Here is a 23402-nt window from a genome sequence, read left to right as displayed (position 1 = left end):
GGGCCGCCGGGGGTGCGGCGGTGTCGACACCTGCGTCGGCCCCGGGCTGCGTGTCGGTACCGGTCGTCACCAGGTCACCTCCCCCACCACGTGGATGCGGCACTCGACGCCGGTCCGCGCCCGGTCGCAGTGGTCGTCGACGTTCGCCAGGAAGGTCCGGCCGGCCATCCCCCGCGCGACGGCGTGCAACCGTTCCCGGTAGGCCTCGCGCGCCTCGTCGTCGAAGGCGTGCTGCGTGCGCTCCGAGTACGCCTGTCCCGAGCGGGGGTTCTGCACGAAGACGAGTCGGGCGTCGGCCATCGGCGCGCCCGCCGGGACCCCCTCGACCGCGCCGTCCTCGACCGCGAGCTGGTACGCGCCGAGCTGGGGGTGCTCCGGCATGTCGTTCTTCTCGCTCGGCATGGAGCGGCCGGTCTTCAGGTCGACGACGCTGACCCGCCCGTCGGGGTCGACCTCGATGCGGTCGATGCTGCCGCGCATCCGCGCCGGCCCGGTCACGAGTGCGAACGACGTCTCCGCGCCGAGCAGCCGTCGACCGGCGCTCGCGAACGTGCGCAGGTAGTCGCTGAGCCCCTCGATCATCCGCCGGGTCCGCGCGCGTTCGCGGTCGGCGACCCACGGCGACTCGAAGGTCAGCTCGTCCCAGCGCCCCTCCACGTGGTCCCACAGCGACTCGACGTCGACCGCGGTGGCCTGCTCCATCGCCTCGTGGACGATCGTCCCGATGCCCATCGCCGGGCTCGGCGCGCTGCCACCGAAGGTCTGCACGAACCAGTGCACCGGGCACTCCTCGAAGGTGCCGATGCGCGAGGGCGACACCGCGACCGTCGGGGCGACCGGCTCACCGTCCTCGTGCTCGGGCGCCGGCGGGGCGTCCAGGTCGACCAGCGGGTCCTCCGTCGTCGGCTCGGCCGTCCCGTACCACTCGTCCGGTGACGCACCGGCGACCCCGGCCTCGGCGAGCCGTGCGAGGGCGGATGCGGCCTCGTGGTCGCCCGAGGCGACGACGCGGCGCCGCAGCGAACCCGCCATGCCCCGGAGCGACAGCGGGTGCACGGTCGGTTGCCGGTCCGGCGGCACCGGGACGAGCCGGACGAAGGGCGACGGTGCCTCGTCGTCGTTGGCGACCGTGCCGATGACGACCTGGGTGGTGGCGCGGGAGACGGCGCGGGCGAACAACCGGAGCTCGTCCGCGATGACGGCTGCCCGGTCGTCGACGGTCTGGTCGTCGATGCCGGCGGCTGCGCGGACCAGCCCGTCCGGGTCGAGCAGGCTCCCCCGCACCCGGGTGTTCGGCCAGACACCGTCCTGGAGCCCGAGCACGACGACCACGTCGCACTCGAGCCCGATCGTGGCCGAGGGGGTGAGCACGCGCACGCGTCCGGCCGTGCGGTCGGGGCCGATGGAGTCCTCGGGCAGGTCGGCGCCGAGCAGGTCGTCGACGAACACCCGCGCGGGCGCGTCCGGGGTGCGCTCGACGAAGCGCTTCGCCGCGGTGAAGAGCCCGACGACGGCGTCGAGGTGCCGGTCGGCCTCGGCGGCCCCGACACCTCCTGCCGCGGACTGCCCGCCCCAGGCCGTCGCGAGGCCGCTGCGCTCCCACAGTCCCCACAGGATCTCCTCGATGCTGGCGTCCGCGGCGGCGTCCGCCCGCGCCTGCACGAGGCTGCGGGCGAGTCGGGTCGCGCGTCTGGCGAAGCCGGCGTCGACGGTGGCGAGCCGTTCGGGGGCACCGAGCGCCTCGACGAGCAGCTCGTCGGCGGTACGGGTCCCGCCGCCCGCGAGTTCCTCGCGACGCAGGGCGAGCCGGAGACGTCGCATAGCCAGGGTGTCCAGGCCCCCGAGGGGTCCGGTCGCGAACGACGTCGCCAGGTCGGCACCGAGCGGGAGCACCCCGAGCGCGACCGCGGCGGCGTCGAGCAGCGCCCGGGCAGCGCTGTCGTCACGCGGGCGCACCGGGGCGGCGCCGGCCGTCGCGGGCACCTCGGCGACGGACAGGGCACGCACGAGCTCCGGGATGGCCGCTCCGCTGCGGGTGACGACGGCCATCCGGTGCCACGGCACGCCGTCCAGCAGCCGGTGTTCACGGAGGCGCCGGGCGACGGCGACGACGAGCGCCGAACGGCTGCCGGCCTCGAGGTGCAGCACGGCGTCGCTCCGGGCACCGGTCGTCGACGCGACGGCGGTGCGCTGGCGTCCGGCCGCGGCGGCCCCGATGCGCGCCGTCACCGCGCCGACGAGCTCCCGGACCGGTACCGCGTGCCGGTGCACCGTGCCGAGCACGACCTCGTCGACGCGCGCCACACCGAGCCGGGTGGCCAGGCGTCCGAGCACGTCCGGCTCCGCACCGCGGAACGCCGAGGCCGCGATGTCCGGGTCCCCGAAGGCCACGACCTGCACCCCGGAGCGGGCGAGCGCCCCGAGCAGGGCGACCTCGCCCTCGACGAGTTCCTGCGTGTCGTCCACGACGACCAGGCGCAGCGCGGCGACACTCGCCGGGACCTCGTGTCGCAGCACCGCGGCGGTCGCGAAGGCCACGAGCTCCGCGGCGTCGAGACTGCTGCCACGGAAGGCCGTCACCGCTGCGCGGTACTCGTCCACGAAGTCACCGACGGCGCGCCACTCGGGGCGACCGCGCTCGTCGGCGAGCTCCCGCATGTCCTCGGGCTCCACCCCGGCGGCCACGGCGCGCATCATCACGTCGCGGAGTGCCGTGCGGAAGCCGGCCCGTTCCCGCACGACGGCGGTGATCGGCGCCGGCCACTCCGGTCCGACCCCGTCGGTCTCGTGCCCCGCGAGCAGGTCGGCGATGATGCGGTCCTGCTCGCCACCCGTGAGCAGCGTCGGCGGCTCCTGCCCCTGCAGCGCGGCGGCGTGCGCGACGACCTGGAAGGCCAGGGAGTTGACCGTCCGGGCGAGCGCGCCGGGGACCGCCCGGTCGACCGCGGCCGCCAGGCGATCGCGGAGCGCCGTGGCTGCGGTGCGGGCCGAGGTCAGCGCGAGCACCGTGGCGTGACCGTCCGGCGAGACCGCGTCCGGACGGGAGAGCCGGTCGGCGACGAGCCGCGCGAGCGTGGTGGTCTTGCCGGTGCCCGGCGCGCCGAGCACGGCGGCGTGCCGGCCCTCCGGCAGCGCGAGCACGGCGTCCTGCGCGGGGTCGGCGACGAGCGGGCGGACGACCCCGACGTCCTCGGGGAGGGTCGTCAGCGTGGTCCTGGGCACGCGGACACGGTACCGAGGACGGCCGACAGCAACGCTCGACGCACCGGGACCGCCGCTGGCGGTGCGCCCCCGGCGAACGCCCGGGCCGACGGGGTACCGCTCGGATACGCTGTGCTCGTGGACATCAAGATCGGCATCATCAACAGCCCGCGCGAGATCGCCTTCGAGACCGCCCAGAGCGCCGAGGAGATCGAGCAGGCCGTGGCAGCGGCCCTCGAGTCGCAGTCGACCCACCTCTCCCTCAAGGACGAGAAGGGCCGCCGGTTCATCGTGCCCGTCGCCTCGCTCGCCTACGTCGAGGTCGGCGCAGAGGAGTCCCGCCGCATCGGCTTCGTCGCCTGACGTGGAGCTGCTCTTCGCCGTGCTCGGCGGCCTCATCGCGGGGGCCGTCGCGCACGTCGTGGTTCCGTGGCGCTCGACGCGCGGCGCACTGCTCGGACCCGTCGTCGGCGGCGTCGTTGCGGCCGTCGTGTGGGAGGCCCTGACCTGGGCCGGTTGGCCGTACGACGGCGGATGGATCTGGGTCGTGGCCCTGGTGGGTGCCGGGGTCGTCGCCGTCGTGACCGAGTGGGTCCTGGGTCGTCGTCGCACGGCCGCAGACGAGCACGCCTTCGAGCGCGCACGCACCGAGCGCGTCTGACCGAGCAGGCCCGAGCGAGCGCGCCCCGGGCCGTCGACGCGGCCCGCGCCTCAGGCGGTCAGGCCGAGTGCGTCCATCCGCCGTGTGTGCGCAGCGATGAGCTCCGTCCACACCGGCTCGAGCTTCTCCTGGTCCTCACGGGCGTGGACCGCCAGCGCCGACCGTGCCACGAGCAGCGTGTCCCCCACGAGCCGCCGGCCCCACATCGCCAGGCGCGACCCGACGCGCGGGTCCTGCTCGATGTGCGCTGCCAGCTCCTCGACGACCGCCGGTTCCTCGCGCGCGTCGAACACCGTCCGCAACCGCTGTCGGACGTCGAGCGGCAGCGACCGGAGCAGGCTGCCGAAGAGGTCGTTGAGGATCCCTGCCGTCACGTAGCCCGTGAGCATCGACTCGTACCAGTCAGCGCCGCTCGTGCGCAGCAGGAAGCGGTCGATCGCCTCGCGGTGGGGCTCCATGAGCTCCGCCGGCGCCCACCCGCCTCGTTCGATCTCGGCGACGATCGTCCGGTGCCGCTCGAGCGCGGTCGTCGCGAGCACGCCCGTGACGAGTCGCCCGGACATCGTCGGCGCCGCGGCACCGGCTCGACCCATCGTCTCGTAGAGCGACAGCTGCAGGTAGGCCGCCTGCCCCAGGTACACGTCGAGCTCGGGACTCACGTCGTCCAGCTGCAGGCGCTCCACGGGCTTGGCGTTCCGCGGGTTCCGCGACGCCAGCCACGCGGCGGCGAGCTGCGCAGCGCGCTTCCGGTTCCACCACGACACCACGCCCCAAGCATACGGGCCGCGGGCACCACTCCCGCCCGGCGGGCGCTGTCCTCGCCCGCCGTCGGTAGACTGGCCTGGACTTCCACCAGGACTAAGGTGATTCTTTGACTTTCGCAGACCTCAACATCGAGCAGGACATCGTCGACGCGCTCGCGACGAAGGGCATCGCCGAGCCCTTCCCGATCCAGCAGCAGACGATCCCGCTCGCCCTCACCGGCCAGGACATCATCGGCCAGGCCAAGACGGGTACCGGCAAGACCTTCGGCTTCGGCCTGCCGCTGATCCAGCGTCTCGGCGCCGACCCGGAGCACGGCGTGAAGGCGCTCGTCGTCGTCCCGACCCGCGAGCTCGCGGTCCAGGTGACCGAGGACCTCGAGCTCGCCACCTCGAACCGGTCGACCACGATCGTGTCGATCTACGGCGGCAAGGCGTACGAGGGCCAGATCGAGCAGCTCAAGGCCGGCGCGCAGATCGTCGTCGGCACGCCCGGTCGCCTCATCGACCTGCAGCGCCAGCGCCTGCTCGACCTGTCGAAGGTGCAGGAGGTCGTGCTCGACGAAGCAGACCGCATGCTCGACCTCGGCTTCCTGTCGGACATCGAGCGCATCTTCCAGGCCGTCCCCGCGGTGCGCCACACCATGCTCTTCTCGGCGACGATGCCGGCTCCGATCGTGGCGCTGGCCCGACGGTTCATGACGCGCCCGGTGCACATCCGCGCGACGGACCCCGACGAGGGCCTGACGCAGGCGAACATCAAGCACGTCATCTACCGCGCACACTCGCTCGACAAGGACGAGGTCATCGCCCGCATCCTGCAGGCCGAGGGCCGCGGCAAGACCGTGATCTTCACGCGCACGAAGCGCGCCGCCGCGAAGCTCGTCGAGGAGCTGAAGGACCGTGGCTTCAACGCCGCCGCCGTCCACGGCGACCTCAACCAGGAGCAGCGCGAGCGCGCGATGGCGGCGTTCAAGGCCGGCAAGCGCGACGTGCTGATCGCGACCGACGTCGCGGCGCGCGGCATCGACGTGGACGACGTCACGCACGTCATCAACCACACGATCCCGGACGACCCGGACACCTACCTGCACCGCGCCGGCCGCACCGGTCGTGCCGGCAAGACGGGCATCGCGGTCACCTTCGTGGACTGGGACGACCTCCACAAGTGGACGCTCATCGACAAGGCCCTCGAGTTCGGCATCCCCGAGCCCGTCGAGACCTACTCGTCGTCGCCGCACCTGTTCGCCGACCTCGACATCCCCGCCGGGACGAAGGGCCGCCTGCCCGGTGCGCCCTCGCACGCGGCCGAGGCAGGTTCCTCCGCCGGCCGTGGCGCGCAGCGGACCGGTGACCGTCGCGGCTCCGAGCGCAGCGGTGATCGCCAGGGCGGCTCGCGTCCGCGCTCGCGTACCCGGTCGGGAGGCTCGTCCGACGCCGTCACGTCGGCTCCGGCCGCCGACTCCACGGGTCCTGACGCCGCGCAGCCCGCCGGCGAGGGCTCGACCACCGACGGGGCCGCGAAGCGCCGTCGCCGTCGTCGTCGCCGCAGCGGTTCCGCCGAGGCGACCACCTCGGCACCGCAGGGCACCGGCGAGGGCGAGTAGCGCCTCCCGTCCGAAGGCCCCGTCACTCACCTGACGGGGCCTTCGTCACGTCCGCGGGCCTGCCCGCCGGGGACCCCGACAGGGGCGGACGTCAGGCCAGGCGGGAGCCCGCTCCGTGCACCGGGTCGCTGCCGGTGGCCTGGTCGACGATGGCGTCGAAGGAGTGCCGCGCGGTCCGGTGCTCGCCGAACCGGTTCGGCTTGCCGGTGCCGTGGTAGTCGCTCGAGCCGGTGACGAACAGGTCGTAGCGACCGGCCCAGTCGAGCAGCGTCCGCTTGCCGTGAGCGAGGTTCTCGCGGTGGTCGACCTCGAGCCCGCCGAGGCCGGCGTCGACGAGGTCACGCAGCATGGGCTCGTCGATCACGATCCCGCGCGAGGACGCCGCCGGGTGCGCGATCACCGGCACGCCACCGGCTCCGCGGATGAGCTCGACGCCGCGCAGGGGCGTCGGCGCCTCGTGCGGTTCGTAGTAGCCGGAGGCCGGGTGCAGGATCCCGCGGAACGCCGCGCTGCGATCCGGCTCGAGCCCCCGGGCGACCAGGGCGTCGGCGATGTGCGGGCGACCGATGGTGGCGCCGTCGCGCGCCTGCGCGAGGACGTCGTCCCACGTGATCGGGTGGTCGCGACCGATGCGCTCGACCATGCGTCGTGCCCGCGCGAACCGGCCGTCGCGGATCCGGGCGGTCTCCGCGACCAGGGCCTCGTCGGTCGGGTCGACCAGGTAGCCGAGCACGTGCACGCTCCGGTGGCCGACGCGGGTGCTCAGCTCGAGGCCGGGGAGCAGCGACATCGGGCGGCCGCGGACGGCGGCGGTCGCCTCGTCCCAGCCGGCCGTCGTGTCGTGGTCCGTCAGGGCGACGCCGTCGAGGCCGGCAGCGGCGGCGGCAGTGACGAGCTCCGCCGGCCGCTCGGTGCCGTCGGACACGCTCGAGTGGGCGTGCAGGTCGATGAACGGATCGGGCACGTCGACCATGCTACCGACAGGTGAACAGCCGCTCAGGCCGGAGGGTCAGCTCGGTGCGATGATGGGTGACATGGCCGACACCACTCCTCGCGCGACGAGCAACCGATCCACCACCCCCGGGTCCTCGACCTTCAAGGACCACATCGCGTCGCAGTGGGCGGACCGGGAGCGCCCCACCCCCGAGCCGCGCGAGCAGTCGCCCTTCGCGGCGGAACGACGTGCTCGCATCTCGGAGCTGCACCCCGGACGCACGATCGTCGTCCCCGCGGGTCAGGCGAAGGTGCGGTCGAACGACTGCGACTACCCGTTCCGTCCGCACTCGACCTTCGCGCACCTGACCGGCTGGGGCACCGACACCGTCGTCGGCTCCGTCCTGGTGATGACCCCGAACGGGTCCGGTCACGACGCCACGCTGTACTTCCGCGCCACGGCCGGCCGTGACTCCGAGGAGTTCTACGCGAACCCCGAGATCGGTGAGTTCTGGGTCGGGCCCCGCCCCTCGCTCGACGAGGTCGCCGCCGACCTGGGTCTCGCGACGGCCGACCTCGGCGCCTTCGCCGGGGTGGCCGACGGCCTCGACGCATCCGTCCTGCTCGTCCGCGATGCCGACGCCGAGCTGACGCGCGCTCTCGACACCCGACTCGGCACGACGGTCGGCGGTGCGGACGCCGTGGACGGGGCCCCGGCGACCGAGGACGTGCTCTCCCGTGACCTGTCCGAGCTCCGGCTGGTCAAGGACGCGTACGAGGTGCGCGAGCTCCGGAAGGCCGTCGAGGCCACGGGGTCGGGCTTCGACGACGTCATCGCCGACTTCGACGCCGTGCTCGCGCACCCTCGCGGCGAGCGCATCGTCGAGGGCACGTTCAACCGTCGCGCACGGGCCGACGGCAACACGGTCGGCTACGACACGATCGCCGCGTCCGGCCACCACGCGTGCATCCTGCACTGGACCCGCAACGACGGCGCGGTGCAGCCGGGCGACCTGATCCTGATCGACGCCGGCGTCGAGGTCGACTCGTTCTACACCGCCGACATCACCCGGACGCTCCCCGTGTCGGGCACCTTCACCGACGTGCAGCGCATGGTCTACGAGGCCGTACTCGAAGCCGCCGACGCCGCGTTCGCGATCGTGAAGCCGGGCATCACCTTCCGCGAGGTGCACGCCACCGCGATGGAGGTCATCGCGAAGAAGACCGCCGAGTGGGGCTTCCTGCCCGGTACGGCCGAGGAGTCGCTGCAGCCGGACAACCAGTTCCACCGCCGCTACATGGTGCACGGGACGAGCCACCACCTCGGGCTCGACGTCCACGACTGCGCGAAGGCCCGTCGCGAGATGTACATCGACGGCGTCGTGCAAGCGGGCATGGTGTTCACGATCGAGCCCGGCCTGTACTTCCAGCAGGACGACCTGACCGTGCCCGAGGAGTTCCGCGGCATCGGCGTCCGGATCGAGGACGACGTCCTGGTGACCGAGGACGGCGCCGAGAACCTGTCGGTCGGCATCCCCCGGACCCCCTCGGAAGTGGAGGGGTGGATCGCCCGCACCGGCCGCTAGCCTGAGCGGGTGACGATGCCCGACGCCTCCCCCAGCACGACGTCCGCCCCGACCGACGGCCCGATCGCGCCGCGCGGGCTGGTGATCGACGTCGAGCACTTCGACTCGCCCGACGCACAGCGGCTCCGCGCCGCCCAGCGTCTCGAGATCGACCGGGCCTACGGCGGGGACACCGAACCGGGCGAGAAGCCGACGGCCGACTCGATCGCGGTCTTCTTCCTGGCCCGCGACGAGGACGGCACGCCCCTCGGCTGCGGTGGCCTGCGCCTGGTGCAGGACGGCATCGCCGAGGTGAAGCGGATGTACGTGCGGCCGGAGTCCCGCGGGGCCGGGGTGTCGAGCGCGATCCTCCGTCGCCTCGAGGAGGCCGCGATCGACCTGGGTTCCCCGGCGCTCGTGCTCGAGACCGGCGACGAGCAGAAGCGCGCGATCGGGTTCTACGAGCGCGAGGGCTTCCGCCGCATCGCGCAGTTCGGGCCCTACGTCGGAGCGGCGCGGTCGATGTGCTACTCGAAGGTGCTCTGACCACCGAGCCCTGACCGGCGACCCGTGACCGGAGCCCTGACCGGTCACGCGCCGCAACGGAGGACGCCCGCGTCGACGATCGTCGACGCGGGCGTCCTCCGGTTCGGTTCGGTCCCTCCGTCAGCCGCGCTCGCCGTCGCGGCGGTCGTCGGGTGCCGAGCCGGGTCGCTGGTCCGCACCGGCGGAGCGCTCGTCGGCTCCGTCGACGCGCTCCCCGTACTGCGGGGGCTGGCCCGGTCGTGACTGCGGGACACGCGGGTCCGACGTCGGCGCCGGCTGCTGCGCCGTCTGCGGGGTCTCGCCGTACCGGGGGCCGTCGTTCGTCCCGTACCGCGGGCCGTCGTCGGTCCCGTACCGCGGACCGGCGGCCGACGGGCCGGACTGCTGCGGGCCTCCAGGCCGGTGCTGCTGCGGCTGGTGCGGCGTCGCGTGCCCACCGTAGGGCGAGCCCTGCTGGGGGCCCGGACGCCACGGCTCCTGGCCCTGGGACGGACGGGCCTGCGAACCCGGCGCGCCAGGCTGCGGAGCGTCGTTCCAGTGCGTCGACGGCGTCGCGCCGTGCTGGCCGAGGATCCGCTGCGCCTGGCCGGTGAGCTGCGGGTCGACGACGATCTGGTAGTTCGTGGCGAGCACCTGGTGCACGCTCGTGAAGTCCCGCTGCCGCTTCGTGATCGCGAACGAGACGATGCCGTACAGCATGCCGAACGCGGCACCGATGATCGCCGCGGCGATGATCAGCCCGCCCGCCGTCGGTGAGAACAGCGTCAGGACGATGCCGAAGAAGATGCCGAGCCAGAGACCGGAGAGCGCGCCCGCGATGGCCGCACGGCCGTATGTCATCTTCCCGGTGACGCGCTCGACGGTCTTCAGGTCGTTGCCGACGATCGAGATCTTGGCGACGGGGAAGTCCGCCTCGGCGAGCTTCGCGACGACGCGCTGGGCATCGGGGTAGCTGTCGTAGGTGCCGAGGACGTCCCCACGCGGCAGCGTCGGGAAGGCCTGGGCGGTGCGTCCGGCGAACGGGCTCTGGTTGCTCACCCAGCCATCATCCACCGGGCACCTTGCGATCACACGTGCGCCTCCCGGGAACCTCCGGGGCAGGGGCGCAGCGGCTGGTGCACCGAGCCGCGCGTCCCCTCGGTGTGCGCAGGGTGCGCTCGTCCCCGGCCCGCGCGGCAGCGACTACGCTGGACGGGTGAGCGCCACGAAGGTCTTCGTCGCCCGCCTCGCCGGGTGCTCCGTCTTCGACCCCGCGGGCGACCGCGTCGGTCGCGTCCGGGACGTCCTGGTCGTGTACCGCCGCGTCGACGCCCCGCACGTCGTCGGGCTCATCGTCGAGGTGCCCGGCAAGCGCCGCATCTTCCTCAGCATCGGCCGCGTCACGTCGATCGGCGCCGGTCAGGTCATCACCACCGGCATCGTCAACATGCGTCGCTTCGAGCAGCGCGGGGGTGAGGTGCGCGTCATCGCGGAGATGCTCGGCCGCAAGGTCCTGCTGACGCGCGACCGCATCCGCGCCACGATCGAGGACGTCGCGATCGAGGACCGCGGACAGGGCGACTGGGAGGTGTCGCAGCTCTTCCTCCGCAAGCCGAAGACGACGCCGTCGCCGTTCGGCAAGGGCCCGACGACGTTCGCCACGTGGAACGAGGTCACCGAGGACGAGCTCCCCGGCGAGGCCCAGTCCGCCGAGCACGTGATCGCCGCCTACTCCGACCTGGTCCCGGCCGACCTGGCGTCGACGCTCCTCGACCTGCCCGAGGAGCGCCGGTTCGAGGTCGCCGAGGAGCTCCCCGACGACCGGCTCGCCGACGTGCTCGAGGAGATGCCCGACCAGGAGCGCATCGAGATCCTGACCCGGCTCGAGGACGCCCGCGCAGCCGACGTCCTCGACCAGATGCAGCCCGACGACGCCGCAGACGTGCTCGCGCAGTTCCCCGACGACCGGAGCGAGGCGCTGCTGCAGCTCATGGAGCCGGAGGAGGCGCAGGACGTCCGCATGCTCCTCGAGTACGAGCCGGACACCGCGGGTGGTCTCATGACCACCGAACCCGTCATCGTCTCCGCGGACGCGACCGTGGCCGAGGGGCTGGCGCTCATCCGCCGGCACGAGCTCGCCCCGGCGCTCGGCGCGAGCGTGTGCGTGGTGCTGCCGCCCTACGAACCGCCGACCGGTCGGTTCCTCGGGCTCGTGCACTTCCAGCGCATGCTCCGGTACCCGCCGAACGAGCGCCTCGGCACGCTCATCGACCAGCAGACCGAGCCGGTCCGCGTCGACGCGAGCGCGGCCGAGGTCACGCGCGTGATGGCGACCTACAACCTCGTGTCCGTCCCCGTGGTCGACGACGCCCACCGTCTGGTCGGGGTGGTGACGATCGACGATGTCCTCGACCACGTCCTGCCGGACGACTGGCGAAGTCACGGCGAGGGGGATGCCCCCTCGCGACTCCGCCAACGCCAGCGCAAGACGCCCGTGACGACGGGGAGGAGGACCACCCGTGGCCCGAACGGATGACAACCGCCAGGAGCGACTCGACTCGCCGAAGGGCATGCGCACACGCGTGCTCCCGACCCGCCGCCGTGGTCGTGGCGACACCTTCGGTCGTGCGACCGAGGGCATCGCCCGCGGCATGGGGACGCCCTGGTTCCTGGTCGGTCTGACGCTCTTCTGTGCCCTGTGGATGGGCTACAACACCCTGGCGCCGAAGCCGCTGCAGTTCGACTCGGCTGCGATCGGCTTCACCGCGCTCACCCTGGTGCTCTCACTGCAGGCCTCGTACGCGGCACCGCTCATCCTGCTCGCGCAGAACCGGCAGGACGACCGCGACCGCGTGCAGTTCGAGCAGGACCGCCAGCGCGCCGAGCGCAACCTCGCCGACACCGAGTACCTGGCCCGCGAGGTCGTCGCCCTCCGTCTGGCGATGCGGGAGATGGCGTCGAAGGACTTCATCCGCGCCGAGATCCGGTCACTGCTCGAGGAGCTCGACCGGCGGGACGCCGAGGAGGCAGCGCTGCGCGCCGACTCCGTCGACGACGGTGAGGGAGCGGCGAGCACGCGTGGCTGACGGCACCGCAGCGACGCCCGACGAGCAGCTCGGCGCCGCGGTCCTCGCTGCGCTCGGTCGCGTGATCGACCCCGAGATCCGCCGCCCCGTCACGGAGCTCGACATGATCCGCGGGGTCGACGTCCGGCCGGGAGGCTCGGTGCGGGTCGACCTGCAGCTCACGATCGTCGGGTGCCCCGCCGCCGACACCATCGAGCGCGACGTGCGATCGGCCGCCGGTTCCGTGGACGGCGTGCACCACGTCGAGGTCGACGTCGACGTCATGAGCCCGGCGACCCGCGCCGCCCTCACCGAACGCCTCCGTGCCGGCCGGCCGCGCGGCGTGCAGTTCACCCCGGACTCCCTGACCCGCGTGATCGCCGTCACGAGCGGCAAGGGCGGGGTCGGGAAGTCGACGGTCACCGTCAACCTGGCCGTCGCGCTCGCAGCGGCCGGTCAGCGGGTCGGCATCGTCGACGTCGACGTGCACGGCTTCAGCGTGCCCGGCCTGATGGGGTTGACCGACGAGCACGGCGTCGCACCACGACCGACCCGTGTGGACAGCATGATCCTGCCGCCGGTCGCCCACGAGGTGAAGGTCGTCTCGATCGGCATGTTCGTCGACGACGTCTCGACCGCGGTGTCCTGGCGTGGACCGATGCTGCACCGCACGGTCTCGCAGTTCCTGACCGACGTGTGGTTCGGCGACCTCGACGTGCTCCTGCTCGACCTGCCGCCCGGCACCGGCGACGTGGCGATCTCGGTCGGGCAGCTGCTCCCCCACGCCGAGGTGCTCGTCGTCACGACGCCCCAGGCCGCGGCCGCCGACGTCGCCGAGCGGAGCGGGGTCGTCGCACGGCAGACCGGGCAGAAGGTCATCGGTGTGGTCGAGAACATGGCCGGGCTCGTGCAGCCCGACGGCAGCGTCCTGCACCTGTTCGGCGAGGGCGGCGGCGACGAGACCGCCGCTCGGCTCTCCCGGGGGCAGGACATCCCCGTGCCGGTCCTCGGCCGCGTCCCCCTGTCGGTCCCGCTCCGGGAGGGCGGCGACGGCGGCGTCCCGGTCGTGCTCGGCGCCCCGGAGGACCCCGCCGCGGTCGCCCTGCGGTCCGTCGCCGAGACCATCACCACGATGGGACGGGGCCTGGCCGGACGGAAGCTCGGGCTCAGCCTGTCCTGAGCGATCGTCGCGCACGGGCCGATGCGCCCGCTAGCGTGGCCGCATGGACAGCTCCGACCACGTCAGCGTCGACTGGGACGCCGCCCGCGCGACGAACCGCGCGAACTGGGACGACCGGGTCCCCATCCACGAGGGCGCGTACGACGTCGCCGCGCTCGACGACCCGGCACACCGGTCGGACGTCGTGCGCGACGACCTGCCCGCGCTCACGCCGTGGCTGCCCGGCGGCACGCTCACGGGGCTCGACGTCTGCCACCTGCAGTGCCACATCGGCACCGACACGGTCTCGCTGGCCCGCGAGGGTGCACGCCTCACCGGGGTCGACTTCTCGGCACCGGCGCTCGCGTCGGCAGCGGCCCTGGCCGACCGGCTCGGCCTCGACGTCACGTGGGTGGAGACCGACGTCCTCGACGCCCGCGCGGCCGTCACGGGCGACTTCGACGTCGTCTACACGAGCATCGGCACGATCTGCTGGCTCCCGGACCTCGACCGCTGGGCCGCGCAGGTCGCGGGGCTCCTCCGGCCGGGCGGGGTGTTCTTCATCCGCGACGGACACCCCGCGCTGTACGCCCTGGACGAGGACGCGCCGGAGCTCGCGACGCGACACCGGTACTTCCCCGACGGCACGGCCCAGCAGTGGGAGGACGCGGGCACCTACGTCGGCGAGGGCACCGTCGCGAACACCCGGACGTACGAGTGGCCGCACCCACTGTCCGAGGTCGTCAACGCCCTGCTCGGCGCCGGACTGCGTCTCCGCCGACTGGACGAGGGGCGCTCCCTGCCGTGGCGGTTCAGCCCGCGCATGGAGGAGGACGGCCACGGTTCGTGGGTGTGGCCCGCCCCGGACCGCGACCGGATCCCGACGACGTTCACGATCGTCGCGACGCGTGATTGAGAACGGACGGGAGCCGCGTCAGGTCGCCTCGGTGTCGAAGGGGGCCGGCTCGCCCTCGGCGAGCGGCACCACCGGCGCCGTCGCACGCACCTTCGACGCGGTGACCTGCGCGGTCTCCACCGCGGCCGTGCTGCCGGCGGCGGTGCCCCCGGAGTCGAGCAGGGCGTCGCGGATGATGCGACGGGGGTCGTACTGCCGGGGGTCGAGCTTCTGCCAGTCGACGTCGTCGAACTCGGGGCCCATCTCCTCGCGCATGCGGTCCTTCGCGGTGTCCGCGAACCGGCGGATCGCCTTGACGAACTCGGCGAGCTTCTGCGCGTACATCGGCAGGCGCTGCGGCCCGAGCAGCAGCACCGCGATGATCCCGATGATCAGGATCTTGTTGAAGTCGATGGACACGGCAACGAGCGTAACCCGTCCCACTGCGCCGCACCCGTAGAGTTGTCTCCCGAACGGAGTGTGCGTGTCAGAGAAAGAGTCGAACTGGAAGTTCGCCGAGGACATCGTCTCGGAGCCCGAGGTGATCGCGCGAGCGCGAGAGCACTCCCTCGAACTCGGGGTCGAAGCCGTCTCCCCCGCGATCGGCGCCCAGATCGCCGTGGTCGCAGCGGCATCGCGCGCGACGAGCATGATCGAGATCGGCACCGGGCTCGGCGTCTCGGGACTCTACCTGCTGCGCGGCGCGCCCGATGCGACCCTCACGACGATCGACGTCGAGGTCGACCACCAGCAGTACGCCCGTGACGCCTACGTCGCCGCCGGCACGGCACCCTCGCGCGTCCGGCTCATCCCGGGTCGGGCGAACCAGGTGCTGCCCCGGATGAACGAGGCGTCGTACGACGTCGTCCTCGTCGACGCCGACCCCGAGCACGTGATCGAGTACGTGGAGCACGGACTCCGCCTCGCGCGCGTCGGGGGCACCGTGCTCGTGCCGCACGCGCTCTGGCGCGGTCGCGTCGCGGACCCGGTGCGTCGGGACCGCGCGACGACGGACTTCCGACTGCTGCTCACCGAGGTCTCGACCTCGGGCGCGGTGCGGAGTGCGCTCTCCCCCGCCGGGGACGGGCTGCTGCAGATGACGAAGGTCTCGGCCTGACCCGCCGGACGTCCTGACCCGGCGGACGTCCTGGACCGCCGAACATCCTGATCCGATGGACGTCCTGGATCGACGGACGTCGCGGCCCGGTCTGCCGGTTCCGTCGGCCACGACGCACACGAGAGGCCCGGAGCGTACGCGCTCCGGGCCTCTCGTCGTGGTGCGTCGACGGACTAGGCGGAGACGACCTCTGCCAGTGCGTCGTGGAGTTCCTTGGCCTCGGCGTCGTTGACCGAGACCACCAGGCGGCCTCCACCTTCGAGCGGAACCCGCACGATGATGAGTCGACCCTCCTTGACAGCCTCCATCGGCCCGTCACCGGTCCTCGGCTTCATCGCTGCCATCAGATGTCCCCTTTCGTGCAGAAGATGCAGGCCCATTATCCCGTACCGAGGGGGCAACTGCGAAACCGCCCAGGTTGGGGGTGTCGGAATGCGACGTTCTCGCGGCTCCGGGTGGTCACCTTGGCGTGTGCCGAACATCCGCTCCATGCTGCGTCCACAGGTCGATCCGGTCGTCGAGGCGGTGCCGAGGGGCATGCGCATCGCCGGAGCGTTCTCGTGGCGCTTCCTCGTGGTGGTGGCTGCCCTCGCCGTCGTCGTCGCCCTCGTGGTCCTGCTGCAGGACATCCTCGTGCCGTTCCTGGTCGGGCTGCTCGTCTGCGCACTGCTCGCCCCCTTCTCGGCGTTCCTGCAACGTCACCGGTGGCCGAAGTGGCTCGCCGTGCTCACGGCCTGCATCTCGGTCGTGGTCGTCCTCGGTGTCCTGGCGCTCGTCGTGACGGCGCAGATCCGCTACGACCTGCCGACGCTCGAGCGTCGACTGACGAGCAACGTGCAGACCTTCCAGACCCTGCTCGCGTCCGAGCCGTTCGGCATCACCTCGGCGCAGGTCACGAAGTACCTGGCGGAGGCGACGAAGTTCCTGCAGACCCACGTCGCGTCGATCCTGTCCGGGGCCGCCGAGGCGGGCAGCGGGCTGGTGCACGCGCTCGAGGGGCTGTTCATCGTGGTGTTCACGACGATCTTCGTGCTCATCGACGGCCGCCGGATCTGGTCGTGGGTGGTGCGGATCTTCCCGCGACGCTCGCGCGGACGCATCGACGCCGCGGGTCAGGCGGGGTGGAAGACCCTCACCAGCTTCATCCGCGTGCAGCTCGTCGTCGCGGTGACGGACGCACTCGGCATCGTCATCGGCGCGCTCGCGCTCGGCCTCCCGCTCGCCGTCCCGATCGGCGTGATCGTGTTCTTCGGCGCGTTCGTCCCGGTGGTCGGGGCGATCGTCGCCGGCATCGTCGCCGTGCTCATCGCGCTGGTCTTCAACGGACTGGTGCCGGCGCTGGTCATGCTCGCCGTGGTGGTGGTGGTCCAGCAGCTCGAGAGCCACGTGCTGCACCCGTTCCTGACCGGCTCGGCCGTCCGGGTGCACCCGCTCGGCGTCGTGCTCGGTGTGACCGCGGGCACCACGATCGCCGGCGTCGTCGGAGCCTTCTTCGCCGTGCCGTTCATCGCGACGGTGAACGCGATGGTGCACGCCGCGGCCGACTGGCGCCCGGGCGAGGACCCCTCGGCGACACCCGCCGCCGAGGACTCAGACGACCGCGAGGTCGATCACGGCGGCGTCCAGTCGTAGCCGTCGACCCACCAGCAGGTGTACAGCCAGACGAACTGCAGACCGAGACCGACCGCGACCACCAGCACCCGGTAGCCCGACGACCGCGGGAGGGCCACGATGCCGAGGAGCGGCGCGATCGGCAGCAGGATGCGCCAGGTGCTCGACTGCGGGAAGAACACGGCGAGCAGGTACACGACGTAGGCCACGCCCCACAACCGCAGCTCGAGGCCGACGCGCCGCACGGCGGGGTGCGCGACGAACACCGCGAACCCGACGAGCGCCACGGCGAGCAGGATCGCGCCCGCCGGCTGCCCGAACCACCAGCCGGCGCCCTGGATCCACGGCGCGAACGGGACGAGTTCCCGCCACCCGATGTACGACGACCGCCAGGCGAGCTCGGTGTCGGTGTACGCCTTCGGGACCCCGGTCACCGCCCACGCGATCGCCGGCCAGGCGAGTCCGACGAGCCCCGAGACCGCACCCACGACGAGTGGCGGCAGAGCGGTGCGCAGGGTCGGCCGCTCCACCTCGCGCACCCATGACGGCCGGATCGTCCAGGCGGCCAGGAACAGCACCACGAGGAACGCGAACGCGAGCCCGGTCGGTCGGGTCATCCCGAGCAGCAGCACGACCGGCAGCATCGTCCACCAGCGGCGGTCCACCATCAGCAGCAGGGCGACCAGGAGCAGGAAGAGCCCCATCGCCTCGGCGTAGGCGACCTGGAACACGGCGGACACCGGCGCGACGCAGAACAGCACCGTGGCGAACGTCGCCCGGCCGTCGTCGAGGAAGCGGCCCATCAGCCGTCGGAACACCAGCGCAGCGCCCCACCCGGCGACCAGCGACACGGTGACCGCGACGGCCTCGAACGACGCCCCGGTCAGCACCATGAGCCCTCGGACGAGGAACGGGTACGCGGGCATGAACGCCCACGCGTTCTCGGTGACGTGGCCCGCGGCGTCCACCGGCAGGGTCGACGGGTACCCGTTCGACGCGATCACCCGGTACCAGGCGCCGTCCCAGATCGATGCGAAGGACAGGTACGACGGACGCGCACCGGTGAACGAGTTGGCGGTCTGCACACCGGCGAAGGCCAGGAGCACCGCCCCCGTCACGAGACGCGCGACCACGTAGACGACGGTGACCCGGACCCACCAGGGCACGAGCCGGTAGCGCGCGCGCCAGCGGCCGGCGCCGTGGAGCCCCGCGACGGTGCGCGCGGGGCCGGTGGTCACGCCGTCAGCCACCGACGCAGGCCGTCCTCGACCGCGGTGATCTGGTCGACGGGGACCTGCTCGTCGTCGTGGTGGGCGAAGACCGGCTCGCCGGGACCGTAGTTGACCGCCGGGACCCCGAGCGCCGAGAAGCGGGCGACGTCGGTCCACCCGTACTTCGGGCGCGGGGCCGGGCCGCCGACCGCTGCGACGAACTGCTGCGCGAGCGGCGCGTCGAGCCCGGGGCGGGCGCCGGCGGCGAGGTCGACGATCTGCACGTCGTACCCGGCGAACAGCTCTCGGATGTGCGCGACCGCCTCGTCCGCGCTGCGCGACGGCGCGAAGCGGTAGTTCACGTGCACCATGGCCTCGTCCGGGATGACGTTGCCGGCGATCCCGCCGGTGATGCCCACGGCGTTGAGCCCCTCGCGGTACTCGAGCCCGTCGACCGTCACGGTGCGCGGTTCGTACGCCGCGAGCGTCGCCAGGATCGGTGCGGTCTTGTGGATCGCGTTGTCGCCGATCCAGCTGCGTGCGCTGTGGGAGCGCTTGCCGGAGGTCCGGACCTCGGCGCGGAGGTTGCCGTTGCACCCGCCCTCGATCTGGGCCCCCGACGGCTCACCGAGGATCGCGAAGTCGCCCGCGAGCAGCTCGGGACGGGTCCGCGCCAGCCGACCGAGGCCGTTCAGGGAGTCGCTCACCTCCTCGTGGTCGTAGAACACCCACGTGACGTCGACGTTCGGCTCGGTCAGGTCGTGCGCGAGCTTGAGCTGCACGGCGCACCCGGCCTTCATGTCGACCGTGCCGCGACCCCAGAGGATCTCGGTGCCGTCGTCCGCGGTCCGGAACTCGGTGGGCAGGTTGCCGTTGAGCGGCACCGTGTCGATGTGCCCGGCGATCACGACCCGGCGCTCGCGACCGAGCTGCGTGCGTGCCACGATCGCATCGCCGTCGCGCACGACGTCGAGGTGGGGCAGCGATGACAGCGCCGCCTCGATCGCGTCGGCGAGGGGTCCTTCGTTCCCCGACACCGACTCGATGTCGCAGACGGCGCGCGTGATGTCGATGGACGAGGCGGTGAGGTCGAGCTGCTCCGGCATGCGGTCAGCGTACCGGCCGCGTCCCTCAGCGGACGGTGAGGCGACCACCGGTGGACGGTGCTGATCCGTCCACAGCACCCGCGCCTCCAGGCCGGCCTGGTCGCGTCACCGACGTTCTCCACAGACCGTCTCCCCGGACGGGTCGCCGACCGGCCCGCTCGCTACCCTGGTGGCGTGACCGACGCGACCGCTGCCACCGACCGACCCACGCACGCCTGGGGCCACGGCCTCGCGACGATCGCCGCCGACGGCACCGTCCTCGACACCTGGTACCCCGAGACGCACCTCGGTGCGCGTCCGGCCGACACGGTGTTCCCGCCCGAGCTCGAGGCGCACGTCGGCGACGACCCCCGGCGCGAGGTCCGGATCGAGGCGGTGACGACCGAGATCGTCATCGACGACGCACCGACCAGCACGCCCGATGCGTACCTGCGGCTGCACCTGCTCAGCCACCTGCACGTCCGGCCGAACACCGTCTCGCTCGACGGCGTCTTCGGTCACCTGCCGATCGTCGCCTGGACCAACGCCGGCCCGGTGCACCCGGACGCCCTCGTCCGCCTGCGTCCGGTCCTGCAGCGCGCGGGCATCGCGGTGCACGCGGTCGACAAGTTCCCCCGCCTGCTCGACTACGTCGTGCCGGACCGGGTGCGCATCGGCGACGCCAACCGGGTGCGGCTGGGCGCACACCTGGCTCCCGGCACGACCGTCATGCACGAGGGCTTCGTGAACTTCAACGCCGGCACGCTCGGTGACGCCATGATCGAGGGTCGGGTGTCGCAGGGGGTCGTCGTCGGAGACGGCACCGACATCGGTGGGGGTGCGTCGATCATGGGGACCCTGTCCGGCGGCGGGACGCACCGGGTGTCGCTGGGCGAGCGGGCGCTCCTCGGGGCGAACGCCGGCCTCGGCATCTCGCTCGGGGACGACTCCGTGATCGAGGCCGGACTCTACGTGACGGCCGGCACCAAGGTCGTCCTGGTGGGTGTCGCACCGAACCCGGACGGCACGCCGCGCACCGTGAAGGCCGCAGAGCTGTCGGGCGTGCCGAACGTGCTGTTCCGGCGCAACTCGCTCTCCGGTGCGGTCGAGGCCCTGCAGCGCCAGGGCCAGGGCATCCAGCTCAACACGGCGCTGCACGCGTAGCGCGGCTCCCGACGAGACCGACGGCATGGGGGCGACGATCGCGGGGCCGCACGGACCGGTGCCCGTCCGGCAGTACGGACGCCCGGGCCGACCCACCTTGGTGTGGTTGCACGGGGGCGGGTTCTTCCGCGGCGGCCTCGACCAACCGGAGTCGCACGCCGTCGCCACCGCGGTGGCCGCCCACGGGCTCGCCGTCGTGACCGTCGACTACCGCCTCGCTCCGCTGCCCGGGCTGCCCTGGGTCGGACGCCGGGGGGCTCGGCCCCGGGCGCGGTGGCCCCACGCGCACGACGACGTGCTCGCGGTGGTCCGACACACGAGGGCGCACACCGACGGGCCGCTGCTGCTCGGTGGGGCGAGCGCGGGGGCGTGCCTCGCGTCCGCCGCGACACTCGGCCTGCTCGATGCCGGCGACCCGCCGGAGGGCGTCGTCCTCGCGTACGGCTTCCACCACGCCCGACTCCCCCGCGACCGCGCCGTGCAGCGCACCGTCCGCGGACACCGCCGTGTGACGCACGCCCCGTGGGCCCTCGACGTCGCGAACCGGAACGCGGTGCCCCGGACGGCACTCGGGCAGCGGACGGCGTTCGCCGGCGGACAGGACCTGACCGGCTTCCCGCCCGCCTTCGTCGTCGACGCCGCGTCCGACGCGATGCGGGCGTCGGGCGAGCGGTTCGCTGCCGAACTCGTCTCGGCGGGCACGTCGGTGGAGCGACACGTCCTGCCCGATCGGCACGCCTTCCTGAACCGACCGGGCACGCCCGCGTTCCGTGCGGCCGTCGACCGGCTCGGGACCTGGGCGACGGCGACGGGCCGGTTCCCGTCGGCGGTGCGCCGCGCCTGCTGACCGCCGCGCCTGAGCGCGGCGCCTGACCGCCGCTCCCGAGCGCCGCTCCTGAGCGCCGCGAGGAGTTCGCCGCGTGCCGGGTGACGCCGCCGGGGACCGACGGACCCCGGGCGCACTCACGGAACCGGGCGCACCCAGCAGAACCGGGCGCACCCAGCAGAACCGGGCGTACCCAGCAGAACCGGGCGTACCCAGCAGAACCGGGCGTACCTGATCCGCAGGATCGACCAGGTACGCCCGGTTCCGCCTGCCATGGCACGCGTGTCGGGAAGGAACGAGCTGCGCACCGGACGGGAGGCGCGGTGCCAGCCCGCACCGCGCCTCCCGTCCGGCGCGCGCAGTTGCGCTCAGGTCACCGAGCGGGCAGGACACGCCGCGCGTCTCCTGCCGAGCGGGCAGGAACCGTCGCCGGACGACGCCGAGCGTCACAGAAATAGCCCGCTCGCGGCTCGCGACCGTCGAGCGTGACGGAAGAGGCCCGCTTGCGGGGCGCGAGCGGGCCTTCGGACCGGGGCCGGACGTCAGCGAGCGGGCAGGTCCCGCTCCGGGTGCCCCACGTAGAGCTGCTGCGGGCGGCCGATCTTGTTGAGCGGGTCGTTGTTGAGCTCACGCCACTGGGCGATCCACCCCGGCAGACGCCCGATGGCGAACAACACCGTGAACATGCGCGGCGGGAAGCCCATCGCCCGGTAGATGATGCCCGTGTAGAAGTCGACGTTCGGGTAGAGCTTGCGGCTGACGAAGTACTCGTCCTCGAGCGCGATCTGCTCGAGCTCCATCGCGATGTCGAGCAGGTCGTCCTGCACCCCGAGCGACTGCAGCACCTCGTGCGCGGACTCCTTCACGAGCTTCGCGCGCGGGTCGTAGTTCTTGTAGACGCGGTGCCCGAAGCCCATGAGCTTCACCCCGCGCTCCTTGTTCTTCACCCGCTCGACGAAGCGCGACACCGGCTCACCGGAGTCCTTGATCTGCTGCAGCATCTCGAGCACGGCCTCGTTCGCGCCACCGTGCAGCGGCCCGTACAGCGCGTTGATGCCGGCGGAGATCGACGCGAACATGTTCGCCTTCGTCGAGCCGACCAGGCGCACGGTCGAGGTGGAGGCGTTCTGCTCGTGGTCCTCGTGCAGGATGAGGAGCCGCTCGAGCGCCTTCGACAGCACCGGGTTCGGCTCGTACGGCTCGGCCATCGTGCCGAAGTTCAGCCGGAGGAAGTTGTCGACGAACGACAGCTTGTTGTCCGGGTAGAGGAACGCCTGCCCGATCGCCTTCTTGTGCGCGTAGGCGGCGATGACCGGGAGCTTCGCGAGGAGCCGGACGGTCTGCAGCTCGACCTTCTCGGGGTCGTCGACGTCCATGTCGTCCTCGTAGTACGTGGACAGTGCGCTCACGGCGCTCGACAGCACCGACATCGGGTGCGCCGAGTGCGGCAGTGCGTCGAAGAGGCGGCGGAGGTCCTCGTGCAGCAGCGTGTGCCGACGGATGCGGGCGTCGAAGTCGTCGAGCTCGTCCTTCGTGGGGAGCTCGCCGTAGATGAGGAGCCACGCGACCTCGAGGTAGGTGCACCCCGATGCGACCTGGTCGATCGGGTACCCGCGGTAGCGCAGGATCCCCTGGTCGCCGTCGATGTACGTGATGGCGCTCTTGGTCGCGCCGGTGTTGACGAAGCCGTAGTCGAGCGTGTTCAGCCCGGTCTGCTTCTTCAGCGAGGAGATGTCGATGGCGGACGCGCCGTCGACGCTCGGCAGGATCGGGAACTCCGCCGTGCCACCCGGGAACGTCAGTGTCGCCGTCTCCGTCGACTCCGCGGCGGCGGGGCTCACGGGGACGGGCGTGGTGGGCGGTGTGGCCGTCTTCTGAGCGTCGTTGGCAGTGTCAGTCACGACGACAGCCTAACTGCGCCGACTGTCGGTCGTGCACCACCGGAAGGCGGAGATCTGGTGGATTCCACGGATTGTGCGGGGAGCGCACAGCGGTCCCACCCCTCGTCACGACCGG

At 72.6% G+C, this 23402-nt stretch carries 22 protein-coding genes; 13 read left to right on the top strand and 9 right to left on the bottom strand.

The window, feature by feature from the left end; genetic code table 11:
- Positions 1-66: 66 nt before the first annotated feature.
- On the bottom strand, positions 67-3222 hold the full coding sequence (locus tag M3666_RS05720) for a UrvD/REP family ATP-dependent DNA helicase (protein ID WP_251154715.1): 3156 nt from the start codon (positions 3220-3222) through the stop codon (positions 67-69).
- A gap of 117 nt (positions 3223-3339) precedes the next feature.
- On the opposite strand from M3666_RS05720, the gene M3666_RS05715 reads away from it, so the two are divergent.
- Positions 3340-3564 (top strand): DUF3107 domain-containing protein, encoded by a 225-nt coding sequence (locus M3666_RS05715; protein ID WP_066657860.1) that lies wholly within the window; start codon positions 3340-3342, stop codon positions 3562-3564.
- Position 3565: 1 nt separating this feature from the next.
- Positions 3566-3862 carry a hypothetical protein gene (locus M3666_RS05710; protein WP_066652875.1) on the top strand — a complete coding sequence of 99 codons (297 nt, stop codon included), beginning with the start codon at positions 3566-3568 and terminating at the stop codon, positions 3860-3862.
- 50 nt (positions 3863-3912) lie between these two features.
- Here the strand turns inward: M3666_RS05710 and M3666_RS05705 are convergent, their stop codons facing one another.
- Complete coding sequence (locus tag M3666_RS05705; RefSeq protein WP_066652872.1) at positions 3913-4629, bottom strand: ferritin-like fold-containing protein; 717 nt, start codon at positions 4627-4629, stop codon at positions 3913-3915.
- Between the two features lie 104 nt (positions 4630-4733).
- Here M3666_RS05705 and M3666_RS05700 point away from each other — a divergent pair, with 104 nt between their 5' ends.
- Positions 4734-6230: a DEAD/DEAH box helicase gene (locus M3666_RS05700; RefSeq protein WP_251154714.1), complete on the top strand. Its 1497-nt coding sequence runs from the start codon at positions 4734-4736 to the stop codon at positions 6228-6230.
- A gap of 91 nt (positions 6231-6321) precedes the next feature.
- Here M3666_RS05700 and M3666_RS05695 read toward each other — a convergent pair whose 3' ends face one another.
- Positions 6322-7203: a PHP domain-containing protein gene (locus M3666_RS05695; protein WP_251154713.1), complete on the bottom strand. Its 882-nt coding sequence runs from the start codon at positions 7201-7203 to the stop codon at positions 6322-6324.
- Positions 7204-7264: 61 nt separating this feature from the next.
- Here M3666_RS05695 and M3666_RS05690 point away from each other — a divergent pair, with 61 nt between their 5' ends.
- A complete protein-coding gene (locus M3666_RS05690; RefSeq protein ID WP_209683626.1) occupies positions 7265-8749 on the top strand; it encodes an aminopeptidase P family protein in 1485 nt (494 codons plus the stop codon).
- A gap of 15 nt (positions 8750-8764) precedes the next feature.
- Entirely contained in the window at positions 8765-9274 is a 510-nt protein-coding gene (locus M3666_RS05685; protein WP_081985226.1) for a GNAT family N-acetyltransferase, read from the top strand.
- Between the two features lie 120 nt (positions 9275-9394).
- Here the strand turns inward: M3666_RS05685 and M3666_RS05680 are convergent, their stop codons facing one another.
- On the bottom strand, positions 9395-10312 hold the full coding sequence (locus M3666_RS05680) for a general stress protein (RefSeq protein ID WP_251154712.1): 918 nt from the start codon (positions 10310-10312) through the stop codon (positions 9395-9397).
- A gap of 157 nt (positions 10313-10469) precedes the next feature.
- On the opposite strand from M3666_RS05680, the gene M3666_RS05675 reads away from it, so the two are divergent.
- The 4 genes from M3666_RS05675 to M3666_RS05660 are packed head-to-tail and all read left to right on the top strand — an operon-like array spanning position 10470 to position 14393.
- A complete protein-coding gene (locus M3666_RS05675; protein WP_066652860.1) occupies positions 10470-11789 on the top strand; it encodes a magnesium transporter MgtE N-terminal domain-containing protein in 1320 nt (439 codons plus the stop codon).
- A gap of 34 nt (positions 11790-11823) precedes the next feature.
- Positions 11824-12339, top strand: coding sequence for a DUF1003 domain-containing protein (locus M3666_RS05670; RefSeq protein ID WP_285841144.1), 516 nt, complete (start codon positions 11824-11826; stop codon positions 12337-12339).
- On the top strand, positions 12332-13498 hold the full coding sequence (locus tag M3666_RS05665) for a P-loop NTPase (RefSeq protein ID WP_209683632.1): 1167 nt from the start codon (positions 12332-12334) through the stop codon (positions 13496-13498). The genes M3666_RS05670 and M3666_RS05665 overlap by 8 nt, the downstream gene beginning before the upstream one ends.
- A gap of 43 nt (positions 13499-13541) precedes the next feature.
- Complete coding sequence (locus M3666_RS05660; protein WP_251154710.1) at positions 13542-14393, top strand: bifunctional 2-polyprenyl-6-hydroxyphenol methylase/3-demethylubiquinol 3-O-methyltransferase UbiG; 852 nt, start codon at positions 13542-13544, stop codon at positions 14391-14393.
- An 18-nt stretch (positions 14394-14411) separates the two neighbouring features.
- Here the strand turns inward: M3666_RS05660 and M3666_RS05655 are convergent, their stop codons facing one another.
- The gene (locus M3666_RS05655) at positions 14412-14792 is read right to left on the bottom strand and encodes a twin-arginine translocase TatA/TatE family subunit (protein ID WP_066652853.1); all 381 of its coding nucleotides are present in this window, start codon (positions 14790-14792) and stop codon (positions 14412-14414) included.
- Between the two features lie 64 nt (positions 14793-14856).
- Here M3666_RS05655 and M3666_RS05650 point away from each other — a divergent pair, with 64 nt between their 5' ends.
- Positions 14857-15489, top strand: a complete 633-nt coding sequence (locus M3666_RS05650) for an O-methyltransferase (protein WP_066652851.1) — start codon at positions 14857-14859, stop codon at positions 15487-15489.
- 173 nt (positions 15490-15662) lie between these two features.
- Here the strand turns inward: M3666_RS05650 and M3666_RS05645 are convergent, their stop codons facing one another.
- A complete protein-coding gene (locus tag M3666_RS05645; RefSeq protein WP_017887054.1) occupies positions 15663-15833 on the bottom strand; it encodes a DUF3117 domain-containing protein in 171 nt (56 codons plus the stop codon).
- A gap of 145 nt (positions 15834-15978) precedes the next feature.
- Here M3666_RS05645 and M3666_RS05640 point away from each other — a divergent pair, with 145 nt between their 5' ends.
- Positions 15979-17121, top strand: coding sequence for an AI-2E family transporter (locus tag M3666_RS05640; protein ID WP_158407733.1), 1143 nt, complete (start codon positions 15979-15981; stop codon positions 17119-17121).
- Here M3666_RS05640 and M3666_RS05635 read toward each other — a convergent pair.
- A complete protein-coding gene (locus tag M3666_RS05635) occupies positions 17100-18338 on the bottom strand; it encodes a hypothetical protein (RefSeq protein WP_251154709.1) in 1239 nt (412 codons plus the stop codon). The genes M3666_RS05640 and M3666_RS05635 overlap by 22 nt on opposite strands.
- Positions 18335-19417 carry a succinyl-diaminopimelate desuccinylase gene (gene dapE / locus M3666_RS05630; protein ID WP_066657851.1) on the bottom strand — a complete coding sequence of 361 codons (1083 nt, stop codon included), beginning with the start codon at positions 19415-19417 and terminating at the stop codon, positions 18335-18337. The genes M3666_RS05635 and dapE overlap by 4 nt, the downstream gene beginning before the upstream one ends.
- Before the next feature lie 174 nt (positions 19418-19591).
- Here dapE and dapD point away from each other — a divergent pair, with 174 nt between their 5' ends.
- Together dapD and M3666_RS05620 are read left to right on the top strand one after the other, a co-directional pair.
- On the top strand, positions 19592-20560 hold the full coding sequence (gene dapD, locus M3666_RS05625) for a 2,3,4,5-tetrahydropyridine-2,6-dicarboxylate N-succinyltransferase (RefSeq protein WP_251154708.1): 969 nt from the start codon (positions 19592-19594) through the stop codon (positions 20558-20560).
- Positions 20561-20585: 25 nt separating this feature from the next.
- Positions 20586-21407: an alpha/beta hydrolase gene (locus tag M3666_RS05620; RefSeq protein ID WP_251154707.1), complete on the top strand. Its 822-nt coding sequence runs from the start codon at positions 20586-20588 to the stop codon at positions 21405-21407.
- Positions 21408-21928: 521 nt separating this feature from the next.
- Here M3666_RS05620 and M3666_RS05615 read toward each other — a convergent pair.
- Complete coding sequence (locus M3666_RS05615; RefSeq protein ID WP_081984701.1) at positions 21929-23227, bottom strand: citrate synthase; 1299 nt, start codon at positions 23225-23227, stop codon at positions 21929-21931.
- Positions 23228-23402: the final 175 nt, after the last annotated feature.

The sequence above is a fragment of the Curtobacterium sp. ODYSSEY 48 V2 genome (genome assembly GCF_023712625.1).
GTDB lineage: Bacteria > Actinomycetota > Actinomycetes > Actinomycetales > Microbacteriaceae > Curtobacterium.
The sequence above is the reverse complement of the archived record's forward strand: the minus strand, read 5'-3'. Positions and strand labels throughout refer to the sequence as shown.

What these genes read in the sequence shown, in the direction of transcription:
- M3666_RS05640 (WP_158407733.1), top strand. Translation starts at nt 15,979, where the DNA reads ATGCTGCGTCCACAGGTCGATCCGGTCGTCGAGGCGGTGCCGAGGGGC.
- dapE (WP_066657851.1), bottom strand. Translation starts at nt 19,417, where the DNA reads ATGCCGGAGCAGCTCGACCTCACCGCCTCGTCCATCGACATCACGCGC.
- M3666_RS05685 (WP_081985226.1), top strand. Translation starts at nt 8,765, where the DNA reads ATGCCCGACGCCTCCCCCAGCACGACGTCCGCCCCGACCGACGGCCCG.
- M3666_RS05690 (WP_209683626.1), top strand. Translation starts at nt 7,265, where the DNA reads ATGGCCGACACCACTCCTCGCGCGACGAGCAACCGATCCACCACCCCC.
- M3666_RS05660 (WP_251154710.1), top strand. Translation starts at nt 13,542, where the DNA reads ATGGACAGCTCCGACCACGTCAGCGTCGACTGGGACGCCGCCCGCGCG.
- M3666_RS05670 (WP_285841144.1), top strand. Translation starts at nt 11,824, where the DNA reads ATGCGCACACGCGTGCTCCCGACCCGCCGCCGTGGTCGTGGCGACACC.
- M3666_RS05620 (WP_251154707.1), top strand. Translation starts at nt 20,586, where the DNA reads ATGGGGGCGACGATCGCGGGGCCGCACGGACCGGTGCCCGTCCGGCAG.
- M3666_RS05695 (WP_251154713.1), bottom strand. Translation starts at nt 7,203, where the DNA reads ATGGTCGACGTGCCCGATCCGTTCATCGACCTGCACGCCCACTCGAGC.
- M3666_RS05645 (WP_017887054.1), bottom strand. Translation starts at nt 15,833, where the DNA reads ATGGCAGCGATGAAGCCGAGGACCGGTGACGGGCCGATGGAGGCTGTC.